Genomic DNA, 23766 nt, shown 5'->3' with positions numbered 1-23766 from the left:
ATAAAAAGATAGTAATAACCTCTCACCAAAATTCATTTTGACATTTGGTGAGAGGTTCTATTCTTATAAAATAAATTCTATTTTTTCAATAAGAAACAGATTGTTTAGTATCTCATTTACTTTAGCTAACAGTTGTTCCATATCAGTAATTTTATTGATTGTCTCAATTGTTTGCTTTGGTGTGGAATAAGTTAATTGATTTACGCCTTCTTCTAAAGTAATCACTTGATTTTCTTTTTTATAAAGGATGGACTCCTCACCTAAGCCCATTACTAGCTCTTGTTTATAGCCTTTTCTTAGGGCAATGGCCATAACCATAGAGCTAACCGTTAAATCATCTATTGGCACCGCAACATCATTCATCGTTAAAGTGTAGATGGTGTCCTCTACCAAACCACATGCATTGCAACCACTGTCTGATAAATCAACAGTACTGGTAATTGTCACTTTTTCCATACTTATCTGCTCCCATATTCTCTATTTCTGTTGCAAATTTTGGTTCTCTTCATTTGATTGTAGCACTACCCTCTACCAGAGTAAAATGTTCTTTTCATTTATATAAAAAACCAGCAAAGAGGGAACCTCTTCACTGGTTATATTCGTTTATTTAGAAGCACGTTTCAAATAAGTGCCTTCTTGTGTATTGATTTCAAGTAATTCATCAATTTCGATGAAATCAGGTACGTTTACGACTAAACCAGTTTCCATTGTTGCCGGTTTGCCTGATCCAGAAACTGTTGCCCCTTTAATTGAAGGTGGTGTTTCAGCTACACGTAAAACAACGGTTGTTGGTAAAGTAATCCCAATGACTTCTGTTCCGTAAAATTGGATTTTTACTTCCATGTTTTCTAGCAAATATTTCAATTCATCTTCAATAACAGAAGTTGGAATTTCATATTGTTCATAGGTCTCTAAGTCCATAAAAATGGCCATGTCATCTTGGCTGTATAAATACTGAACAGGTTTGCTTTCGATGTAAGCTTTTTTGACTTTATCATCTGGACGCATTGTTGTATCTGTTGTCGCACCCGAACGAACATCTTTCAGCTTCATACGCATAACCGTATTTCCCTTACCTGGTTTATGGTGACTTGCTTCCATTACTTTAATTAGCTTACCATCTTGTTCAAAAGTCATTCCTGCTTTTAAATCGCTTATTGCTATCATTTGATAACTCTCCTTTTCTTCTTAATCCAGCTATTCTTCAACTTTTAAAGAGTAATACTACTTATTTTTAGAACATCGTCTATTTTGAATAAAATTCACCATAAATGATTGCCACTAAAACAGCAACTCTTTCTTTTTCAAAAAACAATTCTCAATTATTATAGCAAATTACGCGTCGTTAAGCTAGACAATATGCGTTTCTATGAGAATCAGTTAAAGGAGAGAACTTAGATTCAACATTTTTTACAGTTATTGTACTTCATAACCATTAATTACTCTTCTAAGTACATGTATTTATATTCAAAACGAGGACCAACACTATGAAAAATAACTTCTTTCAATTTTGGATTTCTCAAATAAGTAGGTGCACTAAAATAAATAGGGGTAATCCCTTGATCGTCCATTATCGTTTTTTCTGCTTGCAGCAAATCTTCCCAACGTTTTTCAGTGTTCAATACATCGGTTGTGTCCGCTTGTTTCAAAATATTATCATACGTTTCACTTTGGTATTTACCCCAGTTATAGGCTACATCTGATCGAAATAATTGTAACAAACTGCTAGGATCAGGATAATCAGCTCCCCAACTCACAAGATATAAATCAAATTCTTGATTAGAAGCATTTTTCATAAAAACAGAAACTGGATAGACTGAAGGCGTCAACTTAGCTCCTTTTAAATTGTCCGCTAACAGCCCCTGTAAATATTCTGATACTTTTCTCATATCTTCATTCTCAAAAGTAATCAATTGAATAGGCACTTCTGCTTCTTCTGCCAATCCCACTTCTTTTTTACCTTCAAGCCAAAGCTTCTTGGCTTTATCTACATCTGTCTTCAAATGATTACCGCTAGCTTTAGTAAAGTCTTCATTTGTTTCAGGGTTGGTATATAATCCATTAAAAATCAGTCCTGTTGCTGGCTTGATACCATTTCCTAAAACTTGTTCCGCAATTATTTCTCGATCAACTAATAAAGAGATTGCTTGTCTAATCTTTTTATTTTGGTAGAGTTTTTTTGTTTGGTTATAACCTAAAAAGATGGTTTGGGCAGGTTTTTCAGCAACAAAAGCTGGATCAGCTAGTTTATTTTTAGCATATTCTCCTGTAATACTGATTTCATCTGTTTCACCATTTTCAAATAAATTGACATTCGTCGCTGTTTCTTTAACAACTTCAACATTTAACGTTTCTATCTTTACTGCTTTTTGATCCCAGTATTCCCTATTTTTCTTGTACGTCCAATTACTGCCAATTCCAGGGCCTTTGAAGCCTGTCATAACAAACGGGCCATTGTAAATCGCTTGCTCACTATCCGAAGCAAATGAATCGCCAGCCTTCATAACAAAACTTTCTTTTAAAGGGAAAAATGCTGGGATTGCTAACATAGAAGTAAAGTAAGGGGTCGGTTTATTCAATTGAATCACTAATGTCTCATCATCTAATGCAGATACCCCTAACTCATTTGCTGATATTTTTCCTGATAAAATTTCATCTGCATTAAGAATGCTCGTATATAAATAACTATTTTCAGCAGCATTTTTGGCACCAATCGCTCGCTTCCACGCATAGACATAATCGGTAGCAATCACTGGTTCTCCATTTGACCATTTCGCTTCTTTTCTTAATTTGATCGTATAGCTCAAACCGTCTGAACTGATTTCAGGTAAGGCATCGGCGCCTGCTGGTATTGGCTGATTATACTTATCTAGCCGATATAACCCTTCATAAATATTATTTAACGCAATATTACTATTAGCATCCACTGTGTTGGCTGGATCAATCGAATTTAATTCTTGTGTGACATTGATTGTTGCTTCTTGTTTTGAGGCTAATTTCCCAATGTTTTTTGATTTATTTGAATTTGATTCTTTTTCACCAACAGAATTGCAAGCGCTTAAAAAACTTAGCGCAACAACAGTACATCCCATCAATACAATAAACTTCTTCATACAATATCCTCCTAAAAAATCTTGTTATTTTGCAACCTTACCTATTATTTTAACTACTCAAACCAATGATACTTACCAGTTAATGTTAGAAAAAATTGTGATGAAAATCACATATCCAGAAACAGCATTCCTTAAATTCTACTCACTGTTACTTCTTTATTTTATCATTCCTTGTGAGAAATAAGTGCAAAAAGTGAAGATTCCAGACTAATTATTTTTAAAATAGCCACATTTTAGGGAATGATTGTAAACTGATTTGCATAGGCTACACTTTTTCTTTTTTAGATAAGCAATTACCAGCTATTTTGTTTCCTTTTTTTACTTTACCCATATATTATAAACTTAATTAGATAATTTTCTGAGTACAAAAATATTCTTTTATTCCACCTAAAAAGTATTTTCCAAATTTATTCTACTAATTAGCTATCAATCTGAAAAAGTATTATATAATAGAAGCTAAGCACACTAGATAGAAAACGGAAAGTATAATTTCTTGCCTATACTCTTGTATTAATTCTTTAGAGTTCTTAACTATTACAGTAAACATCATCCCATTGTCATAGGAGGCAAAAAATGATAGAAATATTTTTAAAAAAACAAGAGTTTTCCAAACTTGAGATATTTAAGTATATTACATTTGAGAATGCTATTACTACGCAAGACTTAATGACTGAATTTAATTTACCTCGTTCAACAACTAAAAGATATATTGCAGATATCAATTCGTTACTTTCACAACACAAAAATACTGAGAGCTATCAGGTTTTACAAAATGAAGAGCATAAATACTATGTGACCAATATTGATAAAGCAGATAAAATTTATTTTTTTCATAAATTCCAAGAACTATTTTTACAAGAAAGCTTAACTTTCCGAGTCTTTTCAACGGTATTCATAGCAGATAACATAAACTTTTTTGATTTGGCGACAGAGCTGAATATAAGCTCAGGCTATTTGTATAAAATCCTAGCATTGCTCAATAAACAGTTAAAGCCTTATTCCATTCACTTTGAAAAAAATGAACAGACTATTTCAATAGACGGTAGTGAAAAAAATATCAGAGTATTTTATACCTACATTCTTTATTCCGTTCATCAAAATTTGTCATGGCCGTTTACAAAAAATCAAGAAACTGAGGTGAAACTAGATATTCTTTCGTGGAAGGACTCTAAAATAAAGAAAAAATCACTTTCTAAAAGAACAAGATTAAATTTCTTTCTAGCCATCATGGGGAAACGAATCAAAGATGATTGTATCGTCCATTCCTTGCCTCGTTATGTTGGTGAAACGATTGATGTTTTTATGAAGTTTAATGATGCAAAAGCACTAGTAAACACCCGTTCACAAATTTTAACACAAAATAAAATGACTACTGCAGAATACCAATTAATGAATTTGATATTACGAATGTACGATGGTGAGTTTGACACGAAAGTGGAAATGAAGCGTATCGGAGAAGCATTGAATCAGATTGATTCTCCCATTGTGAAGTTTTCTAAAGATTTGAGAAAAGCTTTTTTTAGTGAACTACCCGTTGAGAAAAATAAGAAAAATGAAGATTATTTCTTATATTACGCAGTTCTTCATAACACTTACTTGTTCTGTTTCGCTGACAGTTTAGACGCCGTTTATGAAACACAGTATTCTTATAATATGGAAAAAACCTATGCTAATTCTAACTTTAGGAACCCGATTAGAACCCTTTACAAAAAAACGTTGGAAAATAATTCTGTGAAAACACCTGAAAATCTTGTTGAAGTGGGCACTCGTTTTTTATTCACCTTATTCAATCTATATAAAATAACTACGTTAAAAATCTTCGTTCAACATGCTAGTAATTCTCTAGGAGAACCTTTAATTAAAAGTGAACTTCTGAAATTATTCAGCAGTGATTCCATTGAATTTGTTACCAATACTCAACTAGCAGATGTGATTATTTCCGATTGTGTGGAAGAAATTAATGACACCAGTACTTACTTTCTTTTAATTGACCTTTTCAATTTGAAAGCGTGGCGTGACTTAGCTGATTTTATCAAGGACAGACTATTTGAACTCTCTTTTTCTTAACTAAATAAATCCCTACTGAGAAGATAGCTTCTCGATAGGGATTTATTTTCTCATATTGATTTTTTTGGTTAGACATATTTGAGAAATTTAGAAAGAAAATATCGCTTATAGTTTACATAAGTACATATCATGCCATGATAAGCTAAATACTACTTTTAAAACTTGCCATCTCTAGCGATTTTCAGCTTGGCTTAAACGAAATTGTGAATCTATCGATAACCTCTTATCTATGAACGCCTGAATCTACTCAGGCTTTGATTCCTCAAATTCCCTGCCTTTTTCCTTAACATGTAATGTAAAGGAGGTTTTTGAACCAGATAAACGAGAATGCTCTTTATCTTGGGTGTATCCTAACATCTCTAAATTTATTTTATGCTCGCCGACAGCTAAATCCTTTGGCAATGACACTTCTGTGATTGCTTTCCCTGGTTGTACTAACCCAGACTCTAACAATGGCTTTTCTCTACCTTCAAGAGTCATAATAAATTGAATATCTGCTTTGTTAAATGAAGGGTTTAGTAGGGCAATATAGAGTTTATCCCCCCCTTCTTCGATGGTAATCGATTTAAATCCTGGAAAACTAATACTACCATCAGCAATACTCTCTGGCTTTTTCACCCGCGTTTCATAGCTTGTTGCCTGCTCATCATAGTCAATTGCACTTGTTTTCATGCCCTTGAGAAAGAAAGCTCCTCCAACAATAGCAATAACGAGAGTCATTACTATTGCGATTAATAGAACCGAACGCTGATTTTTTTTTATTTTCTTCATAACGATCCCTTCCTATTTTAGCGTTTTTACAGAACAAAGACTGCACTTCTGCTTCAAATCATCCAAATTGGTTTCTTATCAGACGACTATTACTAACTATTAGTCTGATAAAATTTCCTGCTTAACTATATGTATTTTACAAAGTAATGTCTTCCCCAAAAGGGCTCTAGTCCCATCGATAAGAGTAATGATACCGACAGGACTAGTAATAATACTTTATATAAGGGAAGAATAGTGGCTACTATTTTCACTAGGGAATCTCAAAGATTACTTTCATTTTCCCTTTGTATGCTGAGACTTTTTTGAATTTACTTTTATGAGTAATTAAATCAAAACTAAAACTTTTATTGGATTGATTTAACGTTGTTAAAAGCTCTCCGTCCTTTAAGGGTTTGTTAGATTTGTAAACATTCAAATCGACAATGTCATCCCCAAGATCATTGGTTAACTTGATAGTAGGGGCTGTCTTGACTGAAATGTTAACATCGCTAAAACCTCCGTACGTAACTTCTCCAGACCCTTTAACAACTTCTTTCTCTGGCTCAACCTCATTCAATTTAATCGTATCAGTAACAGAAACATAGGCTAAGGGAGCTTCCACGACTGTGACAGGCACTACAACCATGCCTTCCTTCCCTGTTTCTTGACTCTTGATGACTACAATAACGTATTGTGGACCACCCAATTTTGTAAACTCCGTCTTGGTACTAAATCGCTCTGCTGTAACGTTATCAAAAGGTAGGATACTCTCTAACTCTTTAACAAACGTACTGGCATCATAATCATCCGTACTCCGACCTCGTTCAACCTTCAAGTCAGAGACACCCAGACCTTTTGGCGCCAACATATGGACAGTAGCAACATCCTCATCTTTTTCTTGTTTTTGATTTTCGACTGCTATCGGAATCTTAAATTCCTGAGTAGTAGCGTTGTAGACATCCATTAATTTCTTATCCGAGGTCAACTGAGCATCTACCGCAATATCTAACACGGTATTCCCACTACCTTTTGCAATTTCTTGAAGAGTTTCTTTCGTCAATTTGACTTTAATACGTCCAGGACTTCCCGGTGATTCAACAAAGCTGGTACTAACTTTACTAGTATAATCTTTATTATCTGTAGTAGAAGTAACCTTCACGACTGTATTTCCTGCTGTTAAGGTATTAGCAAAATAATCACTAGTAATCGTATACTCAAGATCCGAATAATGCTCTGGGAGTGGTTGAATGGGTAGAAACTGCATAACTGACCCTTTGATTTTCCCTGTTGTTTTATCTTCATGCCCTTCAATCGCAGGGGGGTCATAAGGGATTGGTATATAAATCTGACTTTTATTGTAAAGCATTCGGAACTCTCTTTGCTGTAAAAGCATTTCAGCCACTCCCATACTGAGCGTTTGCGTCTTGCTGTATAGGAGATTAAAAGCCAAATCCTCTAGAGTATCATAGTATTTCAGATTGTAAGTCTTATCTGTTCTGGTTCTCAAACTTGTATTTGTATAAAGAGGATTGCCGGCAGGCACAAGAACATTTTGAAGATTTTCAAGTTGGTGCGTAATTTCATTATAATCTCGTGGACCATTAAGACCCGAAGCGAGCAAGACATTTGTTGCCGGGAAAGGCTGTCTATCTTTGTCCAAAATCTCTATTTCTAGTTTAAAGGGATAATGATAAGAAGTTCCTGTTCCTGTCCTAAATATTAGCGAAGATTTTTGTTCTGATGCCAGGATAACGGAACCTTTACCTCTATCAGTAAGAACTACTTGTATTTTAGCTTTCAGATACTGACCATTCTTATACGCTACTTTATCTACAATCAAATAGTCATTCTCGTATAATTTTTTCATAGTCCCATTCCATTTTTTTTCTTGCCCGCCATTTTCTGCAGCTATTGAAAGAATCACATCTTTTTTCCAATCAGAACCAAGATAGGCTAAAACTACGATATTTTTCAATAAATTCTCATCTACTTCTTTCCCCTCCACCTTTTTCCCAAATTTATCCACAAAAGTGGTCAAAGGATCTTTGAGAAAAGGTCGGTCAACTACCGCTTTTGGGTTAGGTTTAAAGGGAACTGGTGCATTTTGACGAACTGTTATGGGCACTTCAATTTTGTTGGTTAGATTTGTTTCCCGACTTTTGATTGTCACCGGTACAGTTGCTTCACCAGCCTTATCAAAGCTCTGCTGTTCTTCAATTCCAACAACTTCCACTTGGTCAAAATCAAAGGCTGGTTTTAACTCTTTAACTAAGTCTGCTGCCACTAAGCTATCACTAGAGCTACCTTCCATCACCGTTTGAGGTATCGCTTTTCCCGTTGGAAGTGCAATCGCTAAATCACAGGTTTTTTCAACATTTTCCTCATCAAGATTACTACTAGCTAGAAAGTTGAAGGTAATTTTGTCCCCATTAAGACTCTCCAATAAGGCTTTATCGTCCTTATTTAAAGTGAATTGGGTCTTAAACGTCAGTGAAGTAGTACCTTCCTTGATTAATTTTGTTACGACTTCTTTTGAAAGCTGAATCAACAGTTGCTGGGGATTCTCTTCATTGAATTTTTTCGAGATTCCCTTCTTTTTAAAGGAAAGTTCTTCGTTCCCTTTCATGATTTTTAGATTCTCCAAAAATTCAGCTTGATTGTATGCTTCAAGCCCTTTGATTTCAAGTGCTATTTCTAACTGGTTGGGCAACTCTTTGGGAACTAACCCTTCCAGTGAGTCAGTAACAACAACATTAAATTTTTCATTTTTATTTTCTACTTTTAAAGCCAACGTTGGACTGTCAGCGCTCGCCTGCACCACTGCCATACTCAATGATAATAAACTAAACATCAGAGTTCCTAAAAGAAAAACAAAAAGAAGGAGACTCTTTGGATTAAGTACGCTCATAATTTTTTTTGTATTCATTTCATGTATCTCCTTTTTTAGACCTAGATAGAGTGAGCAAAGAAATTTACTCGAAACCAGAACCAAACTCTATATAATTCTTGCACAACAAACAACATTTCTTTTATTTATCAGTAAAGGTGTAGGTTAATGTATCCTCAAATTCAACAATCTTATCTTTAGCAACCGCCGTCTGCCATAACGTAGCATCAACTCTCACCCTAGTCTTAGCTTTATTGAATACGCCAATCTCATTCCCAATACCTGATGAAATAGTCGTTCCGACACCAGCATCATTAAATTTTACCATGCTATATTTAATGTCCATAAAATCGTCGGTACTTCTTAAATTGTAATTATTTTTTGACTCAACGCTAACCTTAACTGATTTATCCCCCGTATAAAAATCACCATTGACATCATACATCGTTACTGAAGCATCCAACCGTTTATTTTTCTGCGTAAATGCCAATTTAGAAGGAATCGTCAGAATGTAATCTGCATTTGTAACTTCCTTAGCGTTATAATAGATGATACTAGCTTCTTTCTCCTTCTGCTCAGCTGAAGCTGTTACCCCCAGGGAAGATAAGGAAAGAACCACCAAAAACACAATAGGTAAACAGACTCTTTTTTTCATATCAGTTCTCCTTTTTTGTATATGTACTGCACTTTTTCTTGGTAAAACTAAGTAAACTTATTACTCTGAACTATATATAGTCTTGCTTATCTGCTTAACTCTACGTCAGAAGCCCATACTTTAAAAAGTACAGGCATATTATCAAACTTCTTTCTTCTTGTGAACAACTTACAACAATAACTCTCCCACACTTGATATCTATCCATTTTTAATAAGTACTAATTTTATTTCTTTAAGTATTGTTGATTAAGGAGTATCGTTCAATGACCAAATAACTTGGCCAGCAAATTCATGACCTGCAGCACCTGCATCATTTGCATTAGCAACAACTAATTTAACATCTTTAATTTTAGTGGCAAATCCACCTTTTGTCTGATTTTTGTCTCTTCCTAAGATATTAACAGCACTACCACCAGCTTCTAATTCAACTGGTTGATCAGTACCTGCAGCACCATCACCTAATTTAAAGTCAGCTAAATCTCCAGTAGGAGCAAAATCAGTAATATTTTTTTTCGTGCCATCAGGCTTATCAACTTCTGTAGGGTATGGAGCAATATAGTCTTGATCAGGTCCAAGAAGGTTACCAATAGCGTATGACTGCAAACCACCTAACGTCATAGTTAGCTTAGAAGGAAGTGTAACAGATGATCCTTCTTTTGTAGTTTTCATGTTAGTTAAACTAGCTTTCAAATCCCATTTACCTGTTCGTTTAGCATCTGGTCTGTCGTCATTTACAATGACAAATTGAGGATTATTTGCTGAATCACCAACTGTATTACTAAACACTTGAGAATAAGCTGCTGCTTTTTGTTGACCAAATTCAAAAGATGTTGGTTTCCAAACAACCGCTAAGTTATCTTTAAAGGGTTTGTTGTCACCAATTTCATTTACATCATTTGATTTGAAGCTTACGCCTACATCTGTTTTGTCAATTTTTTCAACTGCATCTGCTGATGTCGCAAATAGTGTAAGGGCTGTTGCTGATAATAGAGTTATCATAAGTGTTTTTTTCATTTTTATACCATCCTTTTTTTGTACCGGATAGACATCAAGGAGGACAGTTATTGTTATAAGTTGTTCACAGCGAAGTTTATTGTAGTAGTTCGATTTGGGTTTTCAAAAGACTAAATAGATAGACAATTGTGCCTAAACAGCCTAATGAGATAAACAGTAAGCTAAAATTCAAAGCTACTACTTGTTTCTTTTTTCTTAACTTTTTTATGAGGAAGGTATCTCTTGATAGTGTTACAAGAAAAAAGAATAACGCCAAAATAGAAATTCCTCCCAGGATAAACATCCATAAGTAATCAATCAATTATTTCACTCCCAAGCTAAATTTTGCATAATGTTTCTTAAACTAAAGACACCAACAACTACAATTAACATCGACAAGCCTAAAATAATCCAAATTAGTGAGGTAATTAATTCTCCTGTAGAAGGTAAGCGTCTTCCTGGTTTGGCTATTTCAGCAGTCGTTCCTAACAACGGTACATCGTCTTTAACAGGAGGCTTGGGTGCTGGTGGTGTCACAGTGTCATCTTTAACTAGCGTAATACCGACAGAGGTGGGATCATTAAGTGTTGTTAACGATTCTGTTGCTTCGACACTTACTGAACCGCCCACTGCAAAAATAATTACCAGAAAAAATAGTAGGGTAATGTATTTTTTCATTTTAATTCCCTTCTTTCTTTTTCTTCCTTTTCTTCCTTTTCTTTCTTCTTTTTTTCCACTCGGCTTCCATTTTTTTTCTTCTTGAGAAAATCAACACCACGATAATTCCTGTTAGAATTAGAGCAACAATGGCGCCAACTTTAATCCAAGTAGGAGTGATAATTTTAAAAGCTGACTCTTCATTCATTTTTCTGGCTTGAGTGCCACTGATAGTGAAATCCTTCTCAAATTTCCAGTCATTATATTCATTGGCAGCAGTTAAAGTTAAAGTATAAGCACCTGGATTGACTGCGGCTGTTCCCCAGTCAATTTCAAAATTAAAAGAACTATTAGGAGCCATAGAATAATTTTGTACAGCTTTTTTCTTCAGAACGGTTTGGCTGCCTTTGCTTTTCACCTCAGCTACCATCTCCATGTTAGCGAGAACTTTTGGCTCTGGATTTTGTAAATTGGCTAAAATCATTTTTTTCCCACGGACAATGGTTGATTTTGCTTCTAGTAAGTGTAATGTCTTAGAATCTAAATAATCATCCCCAGTTTCTGAAATCATTAGACCAACTCTATAAGCAAATTTGCTAGAAACCATCTCCTTACTATCACCATCATCTAGTTCAAAAACTAAAACACCCATCTTTACACCTGAATAGTTTTCAATTGGCGGTGTCAGCTTGATGATGGCTTCTTTTTCTTCAAAGTTTTCTACTGTAATACTTGGTGTTTCTATTTTCACCAGAGACGTAATAGGTTTTTCTAATGTAGCATCCAACAATTTTTTATCCTCAGTATATTCAATGGTTCCTCCAACTCCAGTGTAAGCATCCTCTGAGTATACCTTAATTTTAATCGGTTCTTTTTGTGTACTTTTCACTTTGACCTTTAATTCTTGTTCTTCTCCTGGAACAGTTTTTAGATAAAAATACGTTTTTTCTGGGTCGATTTGTTTGCCACTTCGAACGGTAGAAACCACATACCCTAAGCTTTCTGCACCTTCATCATCCTTCGCTAATGCAGTGCTAGGAAAAACCCCCAGAACCAGGAGAGCGCAAAGCATTATATGTATACAATATGTTTTTTTCATCTACGTTTTTGATGCTCCTTACTATAATAATGATGGTAGAACGATCTTGTGAAACTATTCCTTGTTGATTGCTTCAATGAAAATTTCAGTATAGTACTTGTCGTCTTTCTCGTCGATGTAGATCTCTGTCTTTAAAATGATACTTTCTTTCTCTGACCAATGAGCTAAAAATGACTCTGCTTCTTTTTGGGCAGTTGCTTCTGTTTCGAAAGGTCCTTTGACTTCAATGATATCTCCCTCTTCATAATCCAACTCTTCTTTTTGAGAGCCGGATAATGAGAGAATAAAAATGATGTAGACTAAGCTTGCTGCTAGAATGAATAGAATCAAAAAAATCAGTCCACAAACATTCAATAATAAGGGTAGGAAACATAGAAGATTTACTCCTATAATTAAAAGTATAGGTTTCATTGATTGCTGCTTCTTTTTGGTCATTAGGTAAACCAGTCCACTAGTAAATAGGGTAGCTGTCATTAAAAAAAAGCTAGTGATAAAGTAAAAGAAGATAGTTTTCCAATTATCATTTAGAAATGACAGCATTTGTACCAATAGTGATAAACGTTTGTCTACATAGAAATAGGTTTCTTTGTAAAAAGAATAGAAGTTCATTAAGTAAACAATCCAACCAATTGTTAGAATCCCTTCAATAATATAGAAATAACCGCGCTTGATTGGTTTTGCTTTTTTTATCGTAACTTCTTTATTCATTCGTTATACCAGTCCTTCTTGATTTATTCGTTTAACATGTACCCTCTCAATCTAATAGTTCTAATAATATTAGGGTTTACGTTAGATTTTTTTAATTTCTCTCGTACATGGAAAACAAGATTTGCTAGTCGATAAAAAGGATCAATTTTATCTGAATCTATCCAAAGTGATTCAATTAATTCATCATATAAAACGACTTGATTAGGATTTTTTGCTAGCTTGGCAAATAATTGATATTCCAATTTTGTTAAATGAACAATTTGGCCTTCTTTAAAATGAATGCTAAAATCTTGTTCATTGATTTTTACATTTTGAGTTCTATAGGTAAATTGCGAAGAATACACTTCATTTCTAGGTTCACTCTTAGAGTGAATCAATTTTAAAGTATTGCTTAAACTCAAGCTAAGGATTTCATTAAACTCGCCTTCCTTCTTAATCGCAAAAGCACCTAGTTTCAGAAAAATAAGTCGCTCTATACTAGATATTTCTTCTGAAATGACCCAAATAGGAATCGTAGAAATATTTTTTACGGTTACAAGATGTTCGTATATTTCAGTTTTTTCTGTCTCATCGCTATAATACATCACTAATCCATCAAGATTAGGCAGCTGTTCCTTTACATTGGCACTATTTAAGGGATGCACCTCACATTGCTGATAAAAAGATTGTTTCGTATCTGGGTTAAATTTGTTATAATTATCTAGTATTCCTACTTTAAACACATTGTTCACTCCTATATTTTGAGAAAGTTATAAGTTTGTATATTTCTTCACTTATACTAATTAATTAGCATATTTTTTCTCGGTTTTCGTAGAACCGAGAAATCGATGGATTTTAGTTGTCAAATCAAGGTATAGAAATATCTCTTGACGGATATCAGACGGCTAAAAAAGTGATATAAAAAAAAGAAACTCACCATAAGTAAGTTTCATTTTGAAGCAATCATTAAGTTGTCTATTGTTTCCATTGCGGATACTCTGTTTTCATAAAGAGAGTATGTATATGTATCAAGAGTCATCTTAATTGAACTATGTCCTAAAATTTTGCTTAGGCTTGCGACATCTACACCTTCTTCAATCGCTCTTGTCGCAAAAGTATGTCTAAGCATATGGAAATGAATATCTTTTAACCCAGCTTCATTTTGAATCGCTTTAAAGCGGTAGTTTATCAATCGTGGCTCCATTAAGTGACCTTTTCTAGAAAAAATGAACGTTGTGTCGGTTCTTTTGTCTTTAAGATAGGCTTTCAAATTACTTGCTAACGGAATTTTCCGATAGGAGGTACTAGTTTTTGGTTCATGAATAATCAGTTTTGTTTTCTTTTGCTCTCCATCAATACTGATTCTAGCAACTGTTTGCCGAACATAGATGATATCTTCCTGAAAGTCAACATCTTCCCAACGTAAGCCGCTGAGTTCGCCGATTCTCATCCCAGTATATAAAGCAACAATAATAGGTGAACATTCTTTTTCCTTTAAAGCAATGGCTTCTAATTGCTTCTGCTCGCCACAAGTTAAGGAACGGACATCTTTTTTTAATAATCGTGGTAAAAGGATTTCTTTGCAAGGATTTTTTTCAATCAAAGACTCCCTGACAGCAGTGTCTAATGCTTTCCTTAAAAGATTAAAAATATTACGAATACTCCCGGCACTTAAGCCTTTCGTAACCAGACTATTTAGAAAATGAATACATTGTGTTTCAGAAAGCTGATGTAAATAATTGTGATAAAAAAATGGTTCAATATGATTAGTAATAATCCGAGAGTACTTAGAGTATGTCGTTTCTTTTAAGTTTAATTTTCCAGAGGTAGTTAACCACAAGCGGATGAAATTAGGAACCGTGTCATAGTATTCTATTTTGGTAACTTGTCTCCCTTGATACTGCGCTTTTAGGATAATCAGCTTTTCTTTTGTATCTTTATATGTCTTGGCATAAACATACCCATATTTTATGGTACCATCCTGTTGTCTACTTTTTATATAACGGCCTTCCCAACGACCATCTTTTCGTTTATAAATATTTTCTCCTCGTTTTGCCATAAAAAATGAGCTCCCTTCTTGGTGAATGAAAATGATTTTTGACGGAATTTTTGACGGCTAAAAAGAAAAAGGCGTCTATTCAGCACTTTTAAAAATATTTTCCATGTTATACAACGATTTTTCTCTTTTTTTTATCGTTTTTCTTATAAAAAAGAGAAAAAAATGTATTGACAGAGTATAATAGACTAGATTATGCTTGTAATATAGGAAAAAAAGAAGATTTCTGGGTTCTACGAAAACCGAGAAATCTTTTTTCTGTTAATTTATTTCTTTTTCATTTCCGGCCTTTTTAAATTATAAAGGAAAAATACATTTATATTTTCATCAATTTCAGGAACCTCCTTACCACAATTGGATAATCCATTGCAGTAGCAGTGTTTTCAATATAAAAGAAAGAGACATTTATTAGATAATATCCTAATAAATATCTCTTTCTTTATTTTTCTTCATTTATATAATCGATTTTCATCCACTTTATAATAACTAAAAACGGTTCTTTCAATTTTAATGGCTCTTTCAGCATCTGCCAAAAGTTCTGTCACCAACTCGACATTTCCATAAATACTGTTCACTTGTTGACTTGTATTAATCCCCAGTTGACTTAAAGAATTATAATAACGATTCAGCCTCCCTTGCCCTTCACTGGAATTTAGTAAACTAGCTTTTACTGTCCCAAAGCTGGCAAGTTTGGTTGCTAAATGACGGATATTTTCTTCCGTTTTTATTTGTTCTTCACTTTGGTTGCCAGAAATCTCTATCTGTTGTTCAAACTCTCTTAGCAAGGAATACCCTTTAAGAATCGACTGCTTATCCCGAGAAGACAAATTGATTAAAGTCTGATAGTATAGATAACCCGTTCCCAGAGAAGCAATGGTACTAATAGAAAATAGAAAAACAAACCATTTCAAGGCTGTTTTTTTCGTAGCCAGTAATTTTTTCTTTCTTATAAAAAGTTTCTTTCTTTTTTTCTTGTTAGTGGTTCTTTTCATTTCCAGAAGCTTCACTTTTCTACCGATTTTAAATTGAAATGTTTTTAGTAGCAAAAAATTTGCTACTTCTAGACCTATTTACTCGTTCCCCCTCAAAGCTTTTTGCTATTTTACGACTGGTCTTCCTACCTGCAAAACGTTCATTTTCCCTAAAAATACTGTTTAGGGTAAAAAATATTCTTGACTATTTACAAGTATCTCGCTGTTTTTTATGTTGTAATGTATACTGTTTTGGCGTTTGTCCATAGCGTTGTTTAAAATTACGAGAAAAAGCAGCTGCATCACTAAAGCCAACTTGCTGACTTACCTCTTTGACGGTTTGATCTAATGTAATCAGTAAATTTTTCGCTAAAAGTAAACGAGCATCCAACAATATTTCTTTAAATCCTTGATTAAAAGCTTCTTCTAACAAGTCGTTGATTCTTTTTTCTGAGATATTCAATTCTTTCGAGGCCGTCTTCAACTGCAATTCTCTTTTATAATTTCTTTGAATATAGATGTAAATCTCCCATGCATCCATCCTTGTCTGAACAAAAGATTGTTGAATGCCATTCTTTCGATAAGCTAAGGGTGTAACACCTAAAAAACGTTTAAAAACTTTATAAAAATTAGCTTCTGTCGAATAGCCACAGATTTTACTAATTTGATTAATCGACAGTTCTTCAAATTGCATTAAAGCTACCGCGTTTCTCATTCTCACTCGATTCAAATTTTCAGTAAAACCAACGCCTGTTAATTGTCGTAATTCTTGTTGCACCTTTTTGGTAGAAAGATTCAGTTGTTCAGCTATTTGTTGAAGCGTTAACTGATTTTGATGCTGAAGTTGTAGTAATTCAAGAATCTCCCAACGAATATTTTTAGCATCCTCTTTTTCTATAATCTGATTTTTTTGTACAGTGTAAACTAATAATGAAATAAGCATCAAGTTTAATGCATCTGTATTTTCGCTTGAATGTTGCTTTTCCCAGTACACTTCTTCGCAACTAAAAGAGACTTGCTTTTTTTGACGCTCATTCAACATCATAATAGGAAGCTTTTGATATGTATGTTTCATTTCTTGCAAATACACTTTCCGATTAGTACTTGTTAATAACAATAATCCAATTGAAAAAGTAATGCGATAAATAGCCAAAACTTCTCCTTCACGTAAACGAAAGCCGTGAATATGATACGGCATTAACAGCAGTAAAGCTCCTTCTGAAAAAGAAAATACAGCCCCATTAATTAATAACTCTCCTTGCCCACCGTACACATAAATACACTCAATTTCATCTCTATGGATTAGTTTTTCTGATTTCCGGATCGTTTCTTTGACAATTTTTAGTTCATTTGGATGAAAATGTTCTGAATAATAATCGGTACTGACATAGGGAGGATTCGGTTCATAATTAGAAGGCACTCGTATCAATCCTTTCTTCGGCTATTTCAATATTTTTTAGTCCTTACTATATTTTTCTTGCTCTTATTTATAATCATACGCTAAAAAGTTAGTATTTGGGCAGTTTTAGTTGTTTTTTTATCATTTTTTTCAGTTTATACTTAATGTGAGTTGAATCACAAAGGAGAGATTTCTATGGCTAAAATTTTTGTATTAGGTGGTACTGGATTTTTAGGTTATTACACAACAAAAGAATTATTGTCTAGAGGGTACGAAGTTAAAACAATGGCTCTTCCTCCTCTTCCCACAAAGGATTTATTACCAGAAGAGGTAGAATGTACTTTAGGAAATATCAACGAATTAACAGATGATGAAATCAAGTATCTACTAAGTGACTGTGATGGTTTTATTTACGCTGCTGGTGCAGATGAACGTGTGGTTCCTAAAAAGCCAGCACTTAAATTTTTCTACGAAGCAAATGTATTACCAACACAACGGTTGGCTCATTTAGCGAACGAAGTTGGTGTAAAAAAATTTGTTATTTTCGGTTCATATTTTTCTGAATTTGCTGAAAGATGGCCTCAATATGAATTAAAAAATCAAGGGTATCCAAATACACGTCTTTTACAAGAGCAAGTTGCTTTCGCTGAAGGAGAAGGCAGTATGGATGTCATGTCTTTACGCTTACCTTATATTTTTGGCACCATGCCTGGCAGAGAACCTTTATGGAAAATGTTTACAGATCAGATAAAAGGACAACCTGTTTTTCCAGCACCTGAAGGGGGAACTGCCATGGTAACAGTGGAACAAGTAGCCGAAGCGGCAGTCGGGGCATTAGAGCATGGCAATCATCGTCACACTTATGCTATTTCAGCTTTGAACATGAAATTCCAAGTATTTTATGAAATGATGGCCGATGCATTAGGGCAAGCCGACACCACACAAATTCCTACTCTTCCTTATACACAAATGGAAGAAAACTTTAAAGGAATCGATCAACATGCTGAAGAGAATGGCTTAGAACATGGAATTCATATGACTATTAGCGGAAAATTACAAGGAGAAAACTTGTACATCGATCCTAAAGATACTGCTGTTTTAGGAATCAAAGAGCATGATGTCATTGCATCAATTAAAGAAACATTAGCTAAATGCGTAACTGAATAAGAATGTAAGATTTAGAATTTATTTTTCCTAGAGGATTCTTCCCCAGATATTTAATCGTTAGAGAAGAGGTTGTGACAGAAGTCGTTTTGGGGCGAGAGTTTGGACCGAGAAGTGCACAATACGCTTTATGTTGTATTAAGGCATTTTCGGGAAATTTACAAAGCCCAGACTTTTGACCACCGTTCATTCGAATTTAGAGGATGAAACAAAACTGATTTTTAGTTTGTCCCATCCTCTTCCGCTGATATTTTTAACGGGTCAAAGCAAAAAAGAAAAATAATTAGATAATGAAAATTTTTCCATAAATTTATCGCTATTCTTCTTTTTTGATACTATTATCGTTTGCTATTCACAAAAAATGGTAACGCTAACAATCAATAAATAATCTATACAAATTGAAAGGTGAGATAAGTATGAAGAAAAAACGCATTTTTGTCACAGGAACAACTGGAACGATGGGCGGCGAAACAATGAAACAATTGTTAGAACGTCCCGATACATTTACCGTAATTACATTAGCAAGAGATTCTGAAAAAAATCGGGTATTTATGGAACCATATCTCAGCAATCCGAATATAGAAATCTTTTGGGGAGATTTAACAAATTACGAGGACGTCCTTCGTTGTGTAACCAATGTAGATTACGTGGTTCATTGTGCAGCCTTCATTTCACCAGCCGCTGATCGCTACCCAAAAGAAGCCATGCAGATTAACTATGGCGGGACTTTAAATATTATCAAAGCGATTAAAGCACAGCCTAATCAAGATGAGATCAAGTTAATTAACATCGGAACTGTCGCTGAAACAGGAGACCGAATGGCACCCATTCATTGGGGGCGTGTAGGCGATCCTCTAAAACCTAGTATTCACGATTACTACGCTGTCTCAAAAATAGCAGCTGAGCGTGCTGTCATTGAATCTGGCCTTAAATATTGGGTATCTTTACGACAAACGGGTATTATGTCGATTAAAGAATTTAGCTTGAATGAAGGAATTGCATTTCATCAACCACTAAACAATGTTTTAGAATGGGTCACAGCAACTGACTCTGGTGTTTTATGCGCAAACGCTTGTGAAGAGTGGGTCGACGAAGGTTTTTGGGGTCACGTTTATAATATCGGTGGTGGCGAAAGTTGCCGGGTAACGAACTACGAACTAATGAGTAAAATGATGGCAAAAATTGGCATCTCTGATTTTAGAAAAGTTGCAGAGCCTAACTGGTATGCAACACACAATTTCCACGGACAGTGGTATCTTGATTCAGATAAATTAGACGATTTTTTACATTACAGAAGCCAATCTGTCGATGATTTTGTTGAATTTTATGGACAAGTAATGCAACAAGCAGCCAGTGAACAAGCAGATTCCATGCCTACTATAACTCCAGAACAAATTGTTCAAGGAATTCGTGAGAATAATGAAAGAACCGCTTTAACGGATACTGGAACTCTCCACTGGGTGATTAATAATGAAGACGAACAATTAGATGCCTTCTTTATTTCACGAAAAAAATGGGCAGAGATTCCTGGCTGGGATAAGTTTGTCCTTCATAGACCAGTAGGAACACCGGTTGTATTAGATCACGGATACGATGAAACAAAACCTGAATCCGAATTAACGATTGAGGATGTAAAAAAAGCTGCCCTTTTCCGTGGTGGCAAATGCTTATCTGATTCCATGACCGTTGGTAATTGGTCAGACAAATTAAATTTCCAATGTCATTGTGGCCATCACTTCTCCGCTAGCCCTCGACTTATTTTAGAAGCTGGACATTGGTGCGATGAATGCGAAAGAGAGAGTTGGAATTTTAACGAACAAGCAAAACACAGCCCCTTCTTCGCACAAGTATGGAATCCATTACATGATGAAGATGAATTAGCTAGATGTTATGTAAAAGAAGTGAAAGATACTGACATCATTTAATTACTAAAAACTTTCTACGAACAAACAGGATAAAATCAAACATACTAATGATATTTTTTTAATCTAAAATCCCCTAAACTAAGCCTTTTATAAGTACTTTAGTCTAGGGGATTTTTTCTGGTTTAGCTTGTTTTTTTAATTTCTCTTCCTACTCAAATAATATAAATAGAAAACAAAGCTTAGCAAGCTAATAACCATCATAACAAGTGCTAATTTTAGCCCCTCCGGAAAGAAGGTGAACACTATGTTATTTTCTCCTTTATTCAATTGAAGGGATAAAAAAGCATTCTCAAATGGTAAGATTTCGACTTTTTTTCCATTAACGTAAGCTTGCCAGCCTTTATCGTAGGGAATTGTTGTAAACAGGACTTGTTTTTCTCTAAGTAAAACTTCTGCCGTTGCTTTTCTACCCTCGGTTTTAAAATTGACCCCTTTTGATTTTATTTTTTCCACGGCAGTTGTAAATTGTCCTACGTCTAGTAAAGCAATATCAGGTTCAACCAATCGAACTAATCGTTTGCCACTTTTTTGAGTAAATGAAGCTTTGATAGTGACTACCGTGTCTTTAGGATAGTAGCCTACTGTATAATATTGTCCTGTTTCTACCACTGAATGTTTATACGTGTTACCATCGACTGTTATTTCAACATTGGAATACCTTAAGTCTTTATAATCTACAGGGTACAAGCTAAGATATGCTTGCTTATTTGCGGGAATCTTGACTTGCCAAGTAATTTCCATTGGCTTCTTTTTTTCATACGGTTTATAGGAAACAATCGTTGTATGATTGATTACTTCAGTTGTCTCTTGGAGATTTTCCTTCTGGATACTCTTCAAAGGGATAACCGTGAAAAAATCGTCATTCATTTCGGCTAGATGATTAAATAATGTCACTTGTGTTCCCGATGTTTTCTTAGAATAAACCTCTTTATCTGTCAAATATCCTAAAGGAAGAGCATAGTCATTTTTGTATAAAGTAAAATCCCCACTTTTTTCTATTGGTTCATAACCGTATTTCATAATTGGTTGGCGAGATAGATTATATTTTATTCCTAGTAGGCTATCCATTAATAACGTATTGTTAGCGTAACGTATATTTAGGTTCGTCCCTGCAGATCGAAACCCTAATTGATTTAGATAAGCAGCCGAACGACGATTACGGATTGAAGAAAACTGACTCACCCCACTATATCCATAGTTAAACGCATCATTAGCAGAAACGGGGGTCAAATTCTCCAATCTATAAAAGTTTTTGTTGCTTTGTTTAGTTTGATCCACTAGTTTTCTAATCGCTGGGTAATCTTTAGCATAATAACTTCTTGCTGGATAATTCCACTCAAGCAAGATTCCTCGAACCAACCCATACCCATTCAGACCCATTTCAATACCTATTAAACACACAAACAGACAAATTAACCAACTAAAATTCCATTTTTTCTTGAATAATAAAAAAGCGAATAAGAGATATATCAAAAGAAAAAGAACACTCCACACAAAACTCATTGTATAGAGATAATCATACTTCCCTTGATCCGTTATAAACTTCGTCCAGACGAAAATTCCTAAAAGAAAAAAAACAATTGAAACTATTTTACTATAATCTGTGGACTCTAGCTTTACCCACCCATAGCCTGCTAAGAGAATAAGCACGAAAGAGAATAGAAAACTAAACCGAAAAAGAAACATCGCTGGCGAATGCATCCCATGCCAAAATAGATTGAGGGGTTCTACATAAAAACTAACAATCAACAGAAAGAGTAGACTGCCATAGCCTATTTTTTCCTTAAGAGCTACTTTTTTTGTCATAAAGAAAAATAGGCAAAGGATTAGTGTCCAGAGTCCTACAAATATATAGGGAGTAGAGCCGAATTTGGTTGTATCATAAACGCCAATCATATTTTTAATCGCCAAATCCCAAGGTCCCGTGTCCGCTGTCTTGAACGTTGAAATAGCTGACCAAGCTTCCCCATTATTTTTAATATCTAAAAATGTCGGAAGTAACACCACCGATGAAACACCTAATGAACAAATCAGTGTTATTAGGTACTGAGCACTTTTCTTTAAGTAGTTTTCGGGTTTTAAAATCAGCTGAAGCAACAGATAAAAAACCGAAAATAAACCAATCATAAAAGCAATATAGAAATTAGATACAAACAATAGTGAGTAGCTAACAAATAAAAGTAATGGCTTTTTTCGATCAAAAATGCGATGAATTCCTAAGATGACCAATGGCAAGTAAATTAATGCATCTAGCCACATAATAATTTCAGAATAGGCTAGTACAAATGACATCAAACTATAGGATAGACTTAATACCAGATACTTCCAACGCGCTAACTTAAACATCTGACTTGAAAAAAAATAGAAGGAGCAGCCTAACAAGCCAATTTTTAATAAGGTCAGACCATAAATGAAATCAGTAATTTGAATTCCTTCAAAAAAGACTACTAAAGGAGTAAAAATCCCCCCTAAGTAGTAAGCCATAAAGGACCAGTAATTTAACCCTAATGAGCTATTCCATGTATAAAAAATAGATTGCTCTCCTGACAATACATGCTTAAACCCGGAAAAAAAGTTAGAAAACTGAGAAAATGAATCACTTGCCAAAATCGTTCTCTCTTGGCTACCTGGATAGATTCCAATCGAAAAATAAATTATTGACAAAATACCTAAAGGAATTAGAAAGCTTAGAATTAAGTATTTCCAATTTATTTTTAAATACTGTTTTACCATTTATTTATTGCTCCTTTATTCGTCTCAAACTACTTGGCCCCATCATTTTACTAACTTTTCTAAATCCTTTTGACTGACTCTAAAATGATCCAAGACTTTTTTTTGGTTTGTTTTCGTTTTTTGAATATCTTTTTGGTAATCTTCATAAATTTCTGGGTCTTTTAAATGATCGATTGATTGCGCTCCAATGTTCAACCCTAGCTCCTTCATATTACTATAGAGACGATTTAATAACTGTTGCTCTTCTGAACCTAACCTTCCATCGGCTCTTCGCGCTCCGTAACTCGCTAAGCGAGCCGCCAAATCATATATTACAGTCTGGACTTTCTCAGGTTTTTCTGTCTCTGGAACTTTAGCTACTTCCTTGCTTAATTCACTCAAAAGAACATACCCTTGAATAACTGCTTCTGAATCTTTCTCTTTAAGGTGGGTAGATTGGTAATACAATCCGTAGGTAGAACCTGCTCCACAAGCTAAACTAATTAGAAAACAACTAATAACTGTTACTCCTATCCTATTTTGTTTTTGGCTTAGTTTTTTCTTCTTTCGATTCCAACGTTGCCTCGCTTTTTTCTTCTTTTTAGGTGGTCTTTTCCCCTCCAAAAGACGA

General features: G+C 34.5%; 20 protein-coding genes. 3 read left to right on the top strand and 17 right to left on the bottom strand.

Going from position 1 to position 23766, the window contains the following annotated elements:
* Positions 1-63: 63 nt before the first annotated feature.
* From BCR26_RS09180 to BCR26_RS09170, 3 genes are all read right to left on the bottom strand, one after another.
* The gene (locus BCR26_RS09180; protein WP_069698684.1) at positions 64-456 is read right to left on the bottom strand and encodes a DUF4809 family protein; all 393 of its coding nucleotides are present in this window, start codon (positions 454-456) and stop codon (positions 64-66) included.
* A gap of 147 nt (positions 457-603) precedes the next feature.
* On the bottom strand, positions 604-1167 hold the full coding sequence (gene efp / locus BCR26_RS09175) for an elongation factor P (protein ID WP_069698683.1): 564 nt from the start codon (positions 1165-1167) through the stop codon (positions 604-606).
* A 272-nt stretch (positions 1168-1439) separates the two neighbouring features.
* Complete coding sequence (locus BCR26_RS09170; protein ID WP_069698682.1) at positions 1440-3113, bottom strand: peptide ABC transporter substrate-binding protein; 1674 nt, start codon at positions 3111-3113, stop codon at positions 1440-1442.
* 573 nt (positions 3114-3686) lie between these two features.
* On the opposite strand from BCR26_RS09170, the gene BCR26_RS09165 reads away from it, so the two are divergent.
* Entirely contained in the window at positions 3687-5180 is a 1494-nt protein-coding gene (locus BCR26_RS09165; protein ID WP_069698681.1) for a helix-turn-helix domain-containing protein, read from the top strand.
* A 243-nt stretch (positions 5181-5423) separates the two neighbouring features.
* Here BCR26_RS09165 and BCR26_RS09160 read toward each other — a convergent pair whose 3' ends face one another.
* The 12 genes from BCR26_RS09160 to BCR26_RS09105 all read right to left on the bottom strand — a co-directional run bounded on the left by BCR26_RS09160 (position 5424) and on the right by BCR26_RS09105 (position 17355).
* Entirely contained in the window at positions 5424-5951 is a 528-nt protein-coding gene (locus BCR26_RS09160; RefSeq protein WP_069698680.1) for a hypothetical protein, read from the bottom strand.
* Between the two features lie 250 nt (positions 5952-6201).
* Complete coding sequence (locus BCR26_RS09155) at positions 6202-8856, bottom strand: hypothetical protein (RefSeq protein WP_069698679.1); 2655 nt, start codon at positions 8854-8856, stop codon at positions 6202-6204.
* Between the two features lie 103 nt (positions 8857-8959).
* Positions 8960-9436 carry a hypothetical protein gene (locus BCR26_RS09150; protein ID WP_211272296.1) on the bottom strand — a complete coding sequence of 159 codons (477 nt, stop codon included), beginning with the start codon at positions 9434-9436 and terminating at the stop codon, positions 8960-8962.
* Between the two features lie 282 nt (positions 9437-9718).
* Positions 9719-10486: a hypothetical protein gene (locus BCR26_RS09145; RefSeq protein ID WP_069698677.1), complete on the bottom strand. Its 768-nt coding sequence runs from the start codon at positions 10484-10486 to the stop codon at positions 9719-9721.
* Positions 10487-10562: 76 nt separating this feature from the next.
* On the bottom strand, positions 10563-10787 hold the full coding sequence (locus BCR26_RS09140; protein WP_069698676.1) for a hypothetical protein: 225 nt from the start codon (positions 10785-10787) through the stop codon (positions 10563-10565).
* A gap of 5 nt (positions 10788-10792) precedes the next feature.
* Positions 10793-11143, bottom strand: coding sequence for a hypothetical protein (locus BCR26_RS09135; protein ID WP_069698675.1), 351 nt, complete (start codon positions 11141-11143; stop codon positions 10793-10795).
* A gap of 1 nt (position 11144) precedes the next feature.
* On the bottom strand, positions 11145-12194 hold the full coding sequence (locus BCR26_RS09130; protein ID WP_342669758.1) for a WxLIP family cell surface protein: 1050 nt from the start codon (positions 12192-12194) through the stop codon (positions 11145-11147).
* Positions 12195-12275: 81 nt separating this feature from the next.
* Entirely contained in the window at positions 12276-12929 is a 654-nt protein-coding gene (locus BCR26_RS09125; RefSeq protein WP_069698673.1) for a hypothetical protein, read from the bottom strand.
* A 23-nt stretch (positions 12930-12952) separates the two neighbouring features.
* Positions 12953-13651, bottom strand: coding sequence for a DNA-binding response regulator (locus tag BCR26_RS09120; protein ID WP_069698672.1), 699 nt, complete (start codon positions 13649-13651; stop codon positions 12953-12955).
* Between the two features lie 206 nt (positions 13652-13857).
* Positions 13858-14967 (bottom strand): site-specific integrase, encoded by a 1110-nt coding sequence (locus BCR26_RS09115; RefSeq protein WP_069698671.1) that lies wholly within the window; start codon positions 14965-14967, stop codon positions 13858-13860.
* A gap of 446 nt (positions 14968-15413) precedes the next feature.
* On the bottom strand, positions 15414-15956 hold the full coding sequence (locus BCR26_RS09110; protein WP_139124918.1) for a hypothetical protein: 543 nt from the start codon (positions 15954-15956) through the stop codon (positions 15414-15416).
* Positions 15957-16140: 184 nt separating this feature from the next.
* Positions 16141-17355: an AraC family transcriptional regulator gene (locus BCR26_RS09105; protein WP_069698669.1), complete on the bottom strand. Its 1215-nt coding sequence runs from the start codon at positions 17353-17355 to the stop codon at positions 16141-16143.
* A 174-nt stretch (positions 17356-17529) separates the two neighbouring features.
* Between BCR26_RS09105 and BCR26_RS09100 the strand changes: the two genes are divergently transcribed.
* On the top strand, positions 17530-18501 hold the full coding sequence (locus tag BCR26_RS09100) for an NAD-dependent epimerase/dehydratase family protein (RefSeq protein ID WP_069698668.1): 972 nt from the start codon (positions 17530-17532) through the stop codon (positions 18499-18501).
* Positions 18502-18914: 413 nt separating this feature from the next.
* Positions 18915-20423 (top strand): NAD-dependent epimerase/dehydratase family protein, encoded by a 1509-nt coding sequence (locus BCR26_RS09095; protein ID WP_069698667.1) that lies wholly within the window; start codon positions 18915-18917, stop codon positions 20421-20423.
* 135 nt (positions 20424-20558) lie between these two features.
* Here the strand turns inward: BCR26_RS09095 and BCR26_RS09090 are convergent, their stop codons facing one another.
* On the bottom strand, positions 20559-23156 hold the full coding sequence (locus BCR26_RS09090) for a YfhO family protein (protein ID WP_069698666.1): 2598 nt from the start codon (positions 23154-23156) through the stop codon (positions 20559-20561).
* Between the two features lie 42 nt (positions 23157-23198).
* Positions 23199-23759 carry a tellurite resistance TerB family protein gene (locus BCR26_RS09085; protein WP_211272295.1) on the bottom strand — a complete coding sequence of 187 codons (561 nt, stop codon included), beginning with the start codon at positions 23757-23759 and terminating at the stop codon, positions 23199-23201.
* Positions 23760-23766: the final 7 nt, after the last annotated feature.

This window comes from Enterococcus rivorum (genome assembly GCF_001742285.1).
Classification (GTDB): domain Bacteria; phylum Bacillota; class Bacilli; order Lactobacillales; family Enterococcaceae; genus Enterococcus_L; species Enterococcus_L rivorum.
Note: the sequence above shows the minus strand (reverse complement) of the source record. Positions and strands in the feature narration are given on the sequence as shown.

What these genes read in the sequence shown, in the direction of transcription:
- BCR26_RS09125 (WP_069698673.1), bottom strand. Translation starts at nt 12,929, where the DNA reads ATGAATAAAGAAGTTACGATAAAAAAAGCAAAACCAATCAAGCGCGGT.
- BCR26_RS09115 (WP_069698671.1), bottom strand. Translation starts at nt 14,967, where the DNA reads ATGGCAAAACGAGGAGAAAATATTTATAAACGAAAAGATGGTCGTTGG.
- BCR26_RS09155 (WP_069698679.1), bottom strand. Translation starts at nt 8,856, where the DNA reads ATGAATACAAAAAAAATTATGAGCGTACTTAATCCAAAGAGTCTCCTT.
- BCR26_RS09165 (WP_069698681.1), top strand. Translation starts at nt 3,687, where the DNA reads ATGATAGAAATATTTTTAAAAAAACAAGAGTTTTCCAAACTTGAGATA.
- BCR26_RS09110 (WP_139124918.1), bottom strand. Translation starts at nt 15,956, where the DNA reads ATGAAAAGAACCACTAACAAGAAAAAAAGAAAGAAACTTTTTATAAGA.
- BCR26_RS09135 (WP_069698675.1), bottom strand. Translation starts at nt 11,143, where the DNA reads ATGAAAAAATACATTACCCTACTATTTTTTCTGGTAATTATTTTTGCA.
- BCR26_RS09130 (WP_342669758.1), bottom strand. Translation starts at nt 12,194, where the DNA reads ATGCTTTGCGCTCTCCTGGTTCTGGGGGTTTTTCCTAGCACTGCATTA.
- efp (WP_069698683.1), bottom strand. Translation starts at nt 1,167, where the DNA reads ATGATAGCAATAAGCGATTTAAAAGCAGGAATGACTTTTGAACAAGAT.
- BCR26_RS09095 (WP_069698667.1), top strand. Translation starts at nt 18,915, where the DNA reads ATGAAGAAAAAACGCATTTTTGTCACAGGAACAACTGGAACGATGGGC.
- BCR26_RS09090 (WP_069698666.1), bottom strand. Translation starts at nt 23,156, where the DNA reads ATGGTAAAACAGTATTTAAAAATAAATTGGAAATACTTAATTCTAAGC.
- BCR26_RS09145 (WP_069698677.1), bottom strand. Translation starts at nt 10,486, where the DNA reads ATGAAAAAAACACTTATGATAACTCTATTATCAGCAACAGCCCTTACA.
- BCR26_RS09100 (WP_069698668.1), top strand. Translation starts at nt 17,530, where the DNA reads ATGGCTAAAATTTTTGTATTAGGTGGTACTGGATTTTTAGGTTATTAC.
- BCR26_RS09170 (WP_069698682.1), bottom strand. Translation starts at nt 3,113, where the DNA reads ATGAAGAAGTTTATTGTATTGATGGGATGTACTGTTGTTGCGCTAAGT.
- BCR26_RS09160 (WP_069698680.1), bottom strand. Translation starts at nt 5,951, where the DNA reads ATGAAGAAAATAAAAAAAAATCAGCGTTCGGTTCTATTAATCGCAATA.
- BCR26_RS09180 (WP_069698684.1), bottom strand. Translation starts at nt 456, where the DNA reads ATGGAAAAAGTGACAATTACCAGTACTGTTGATTTATCAGACAGTGGT.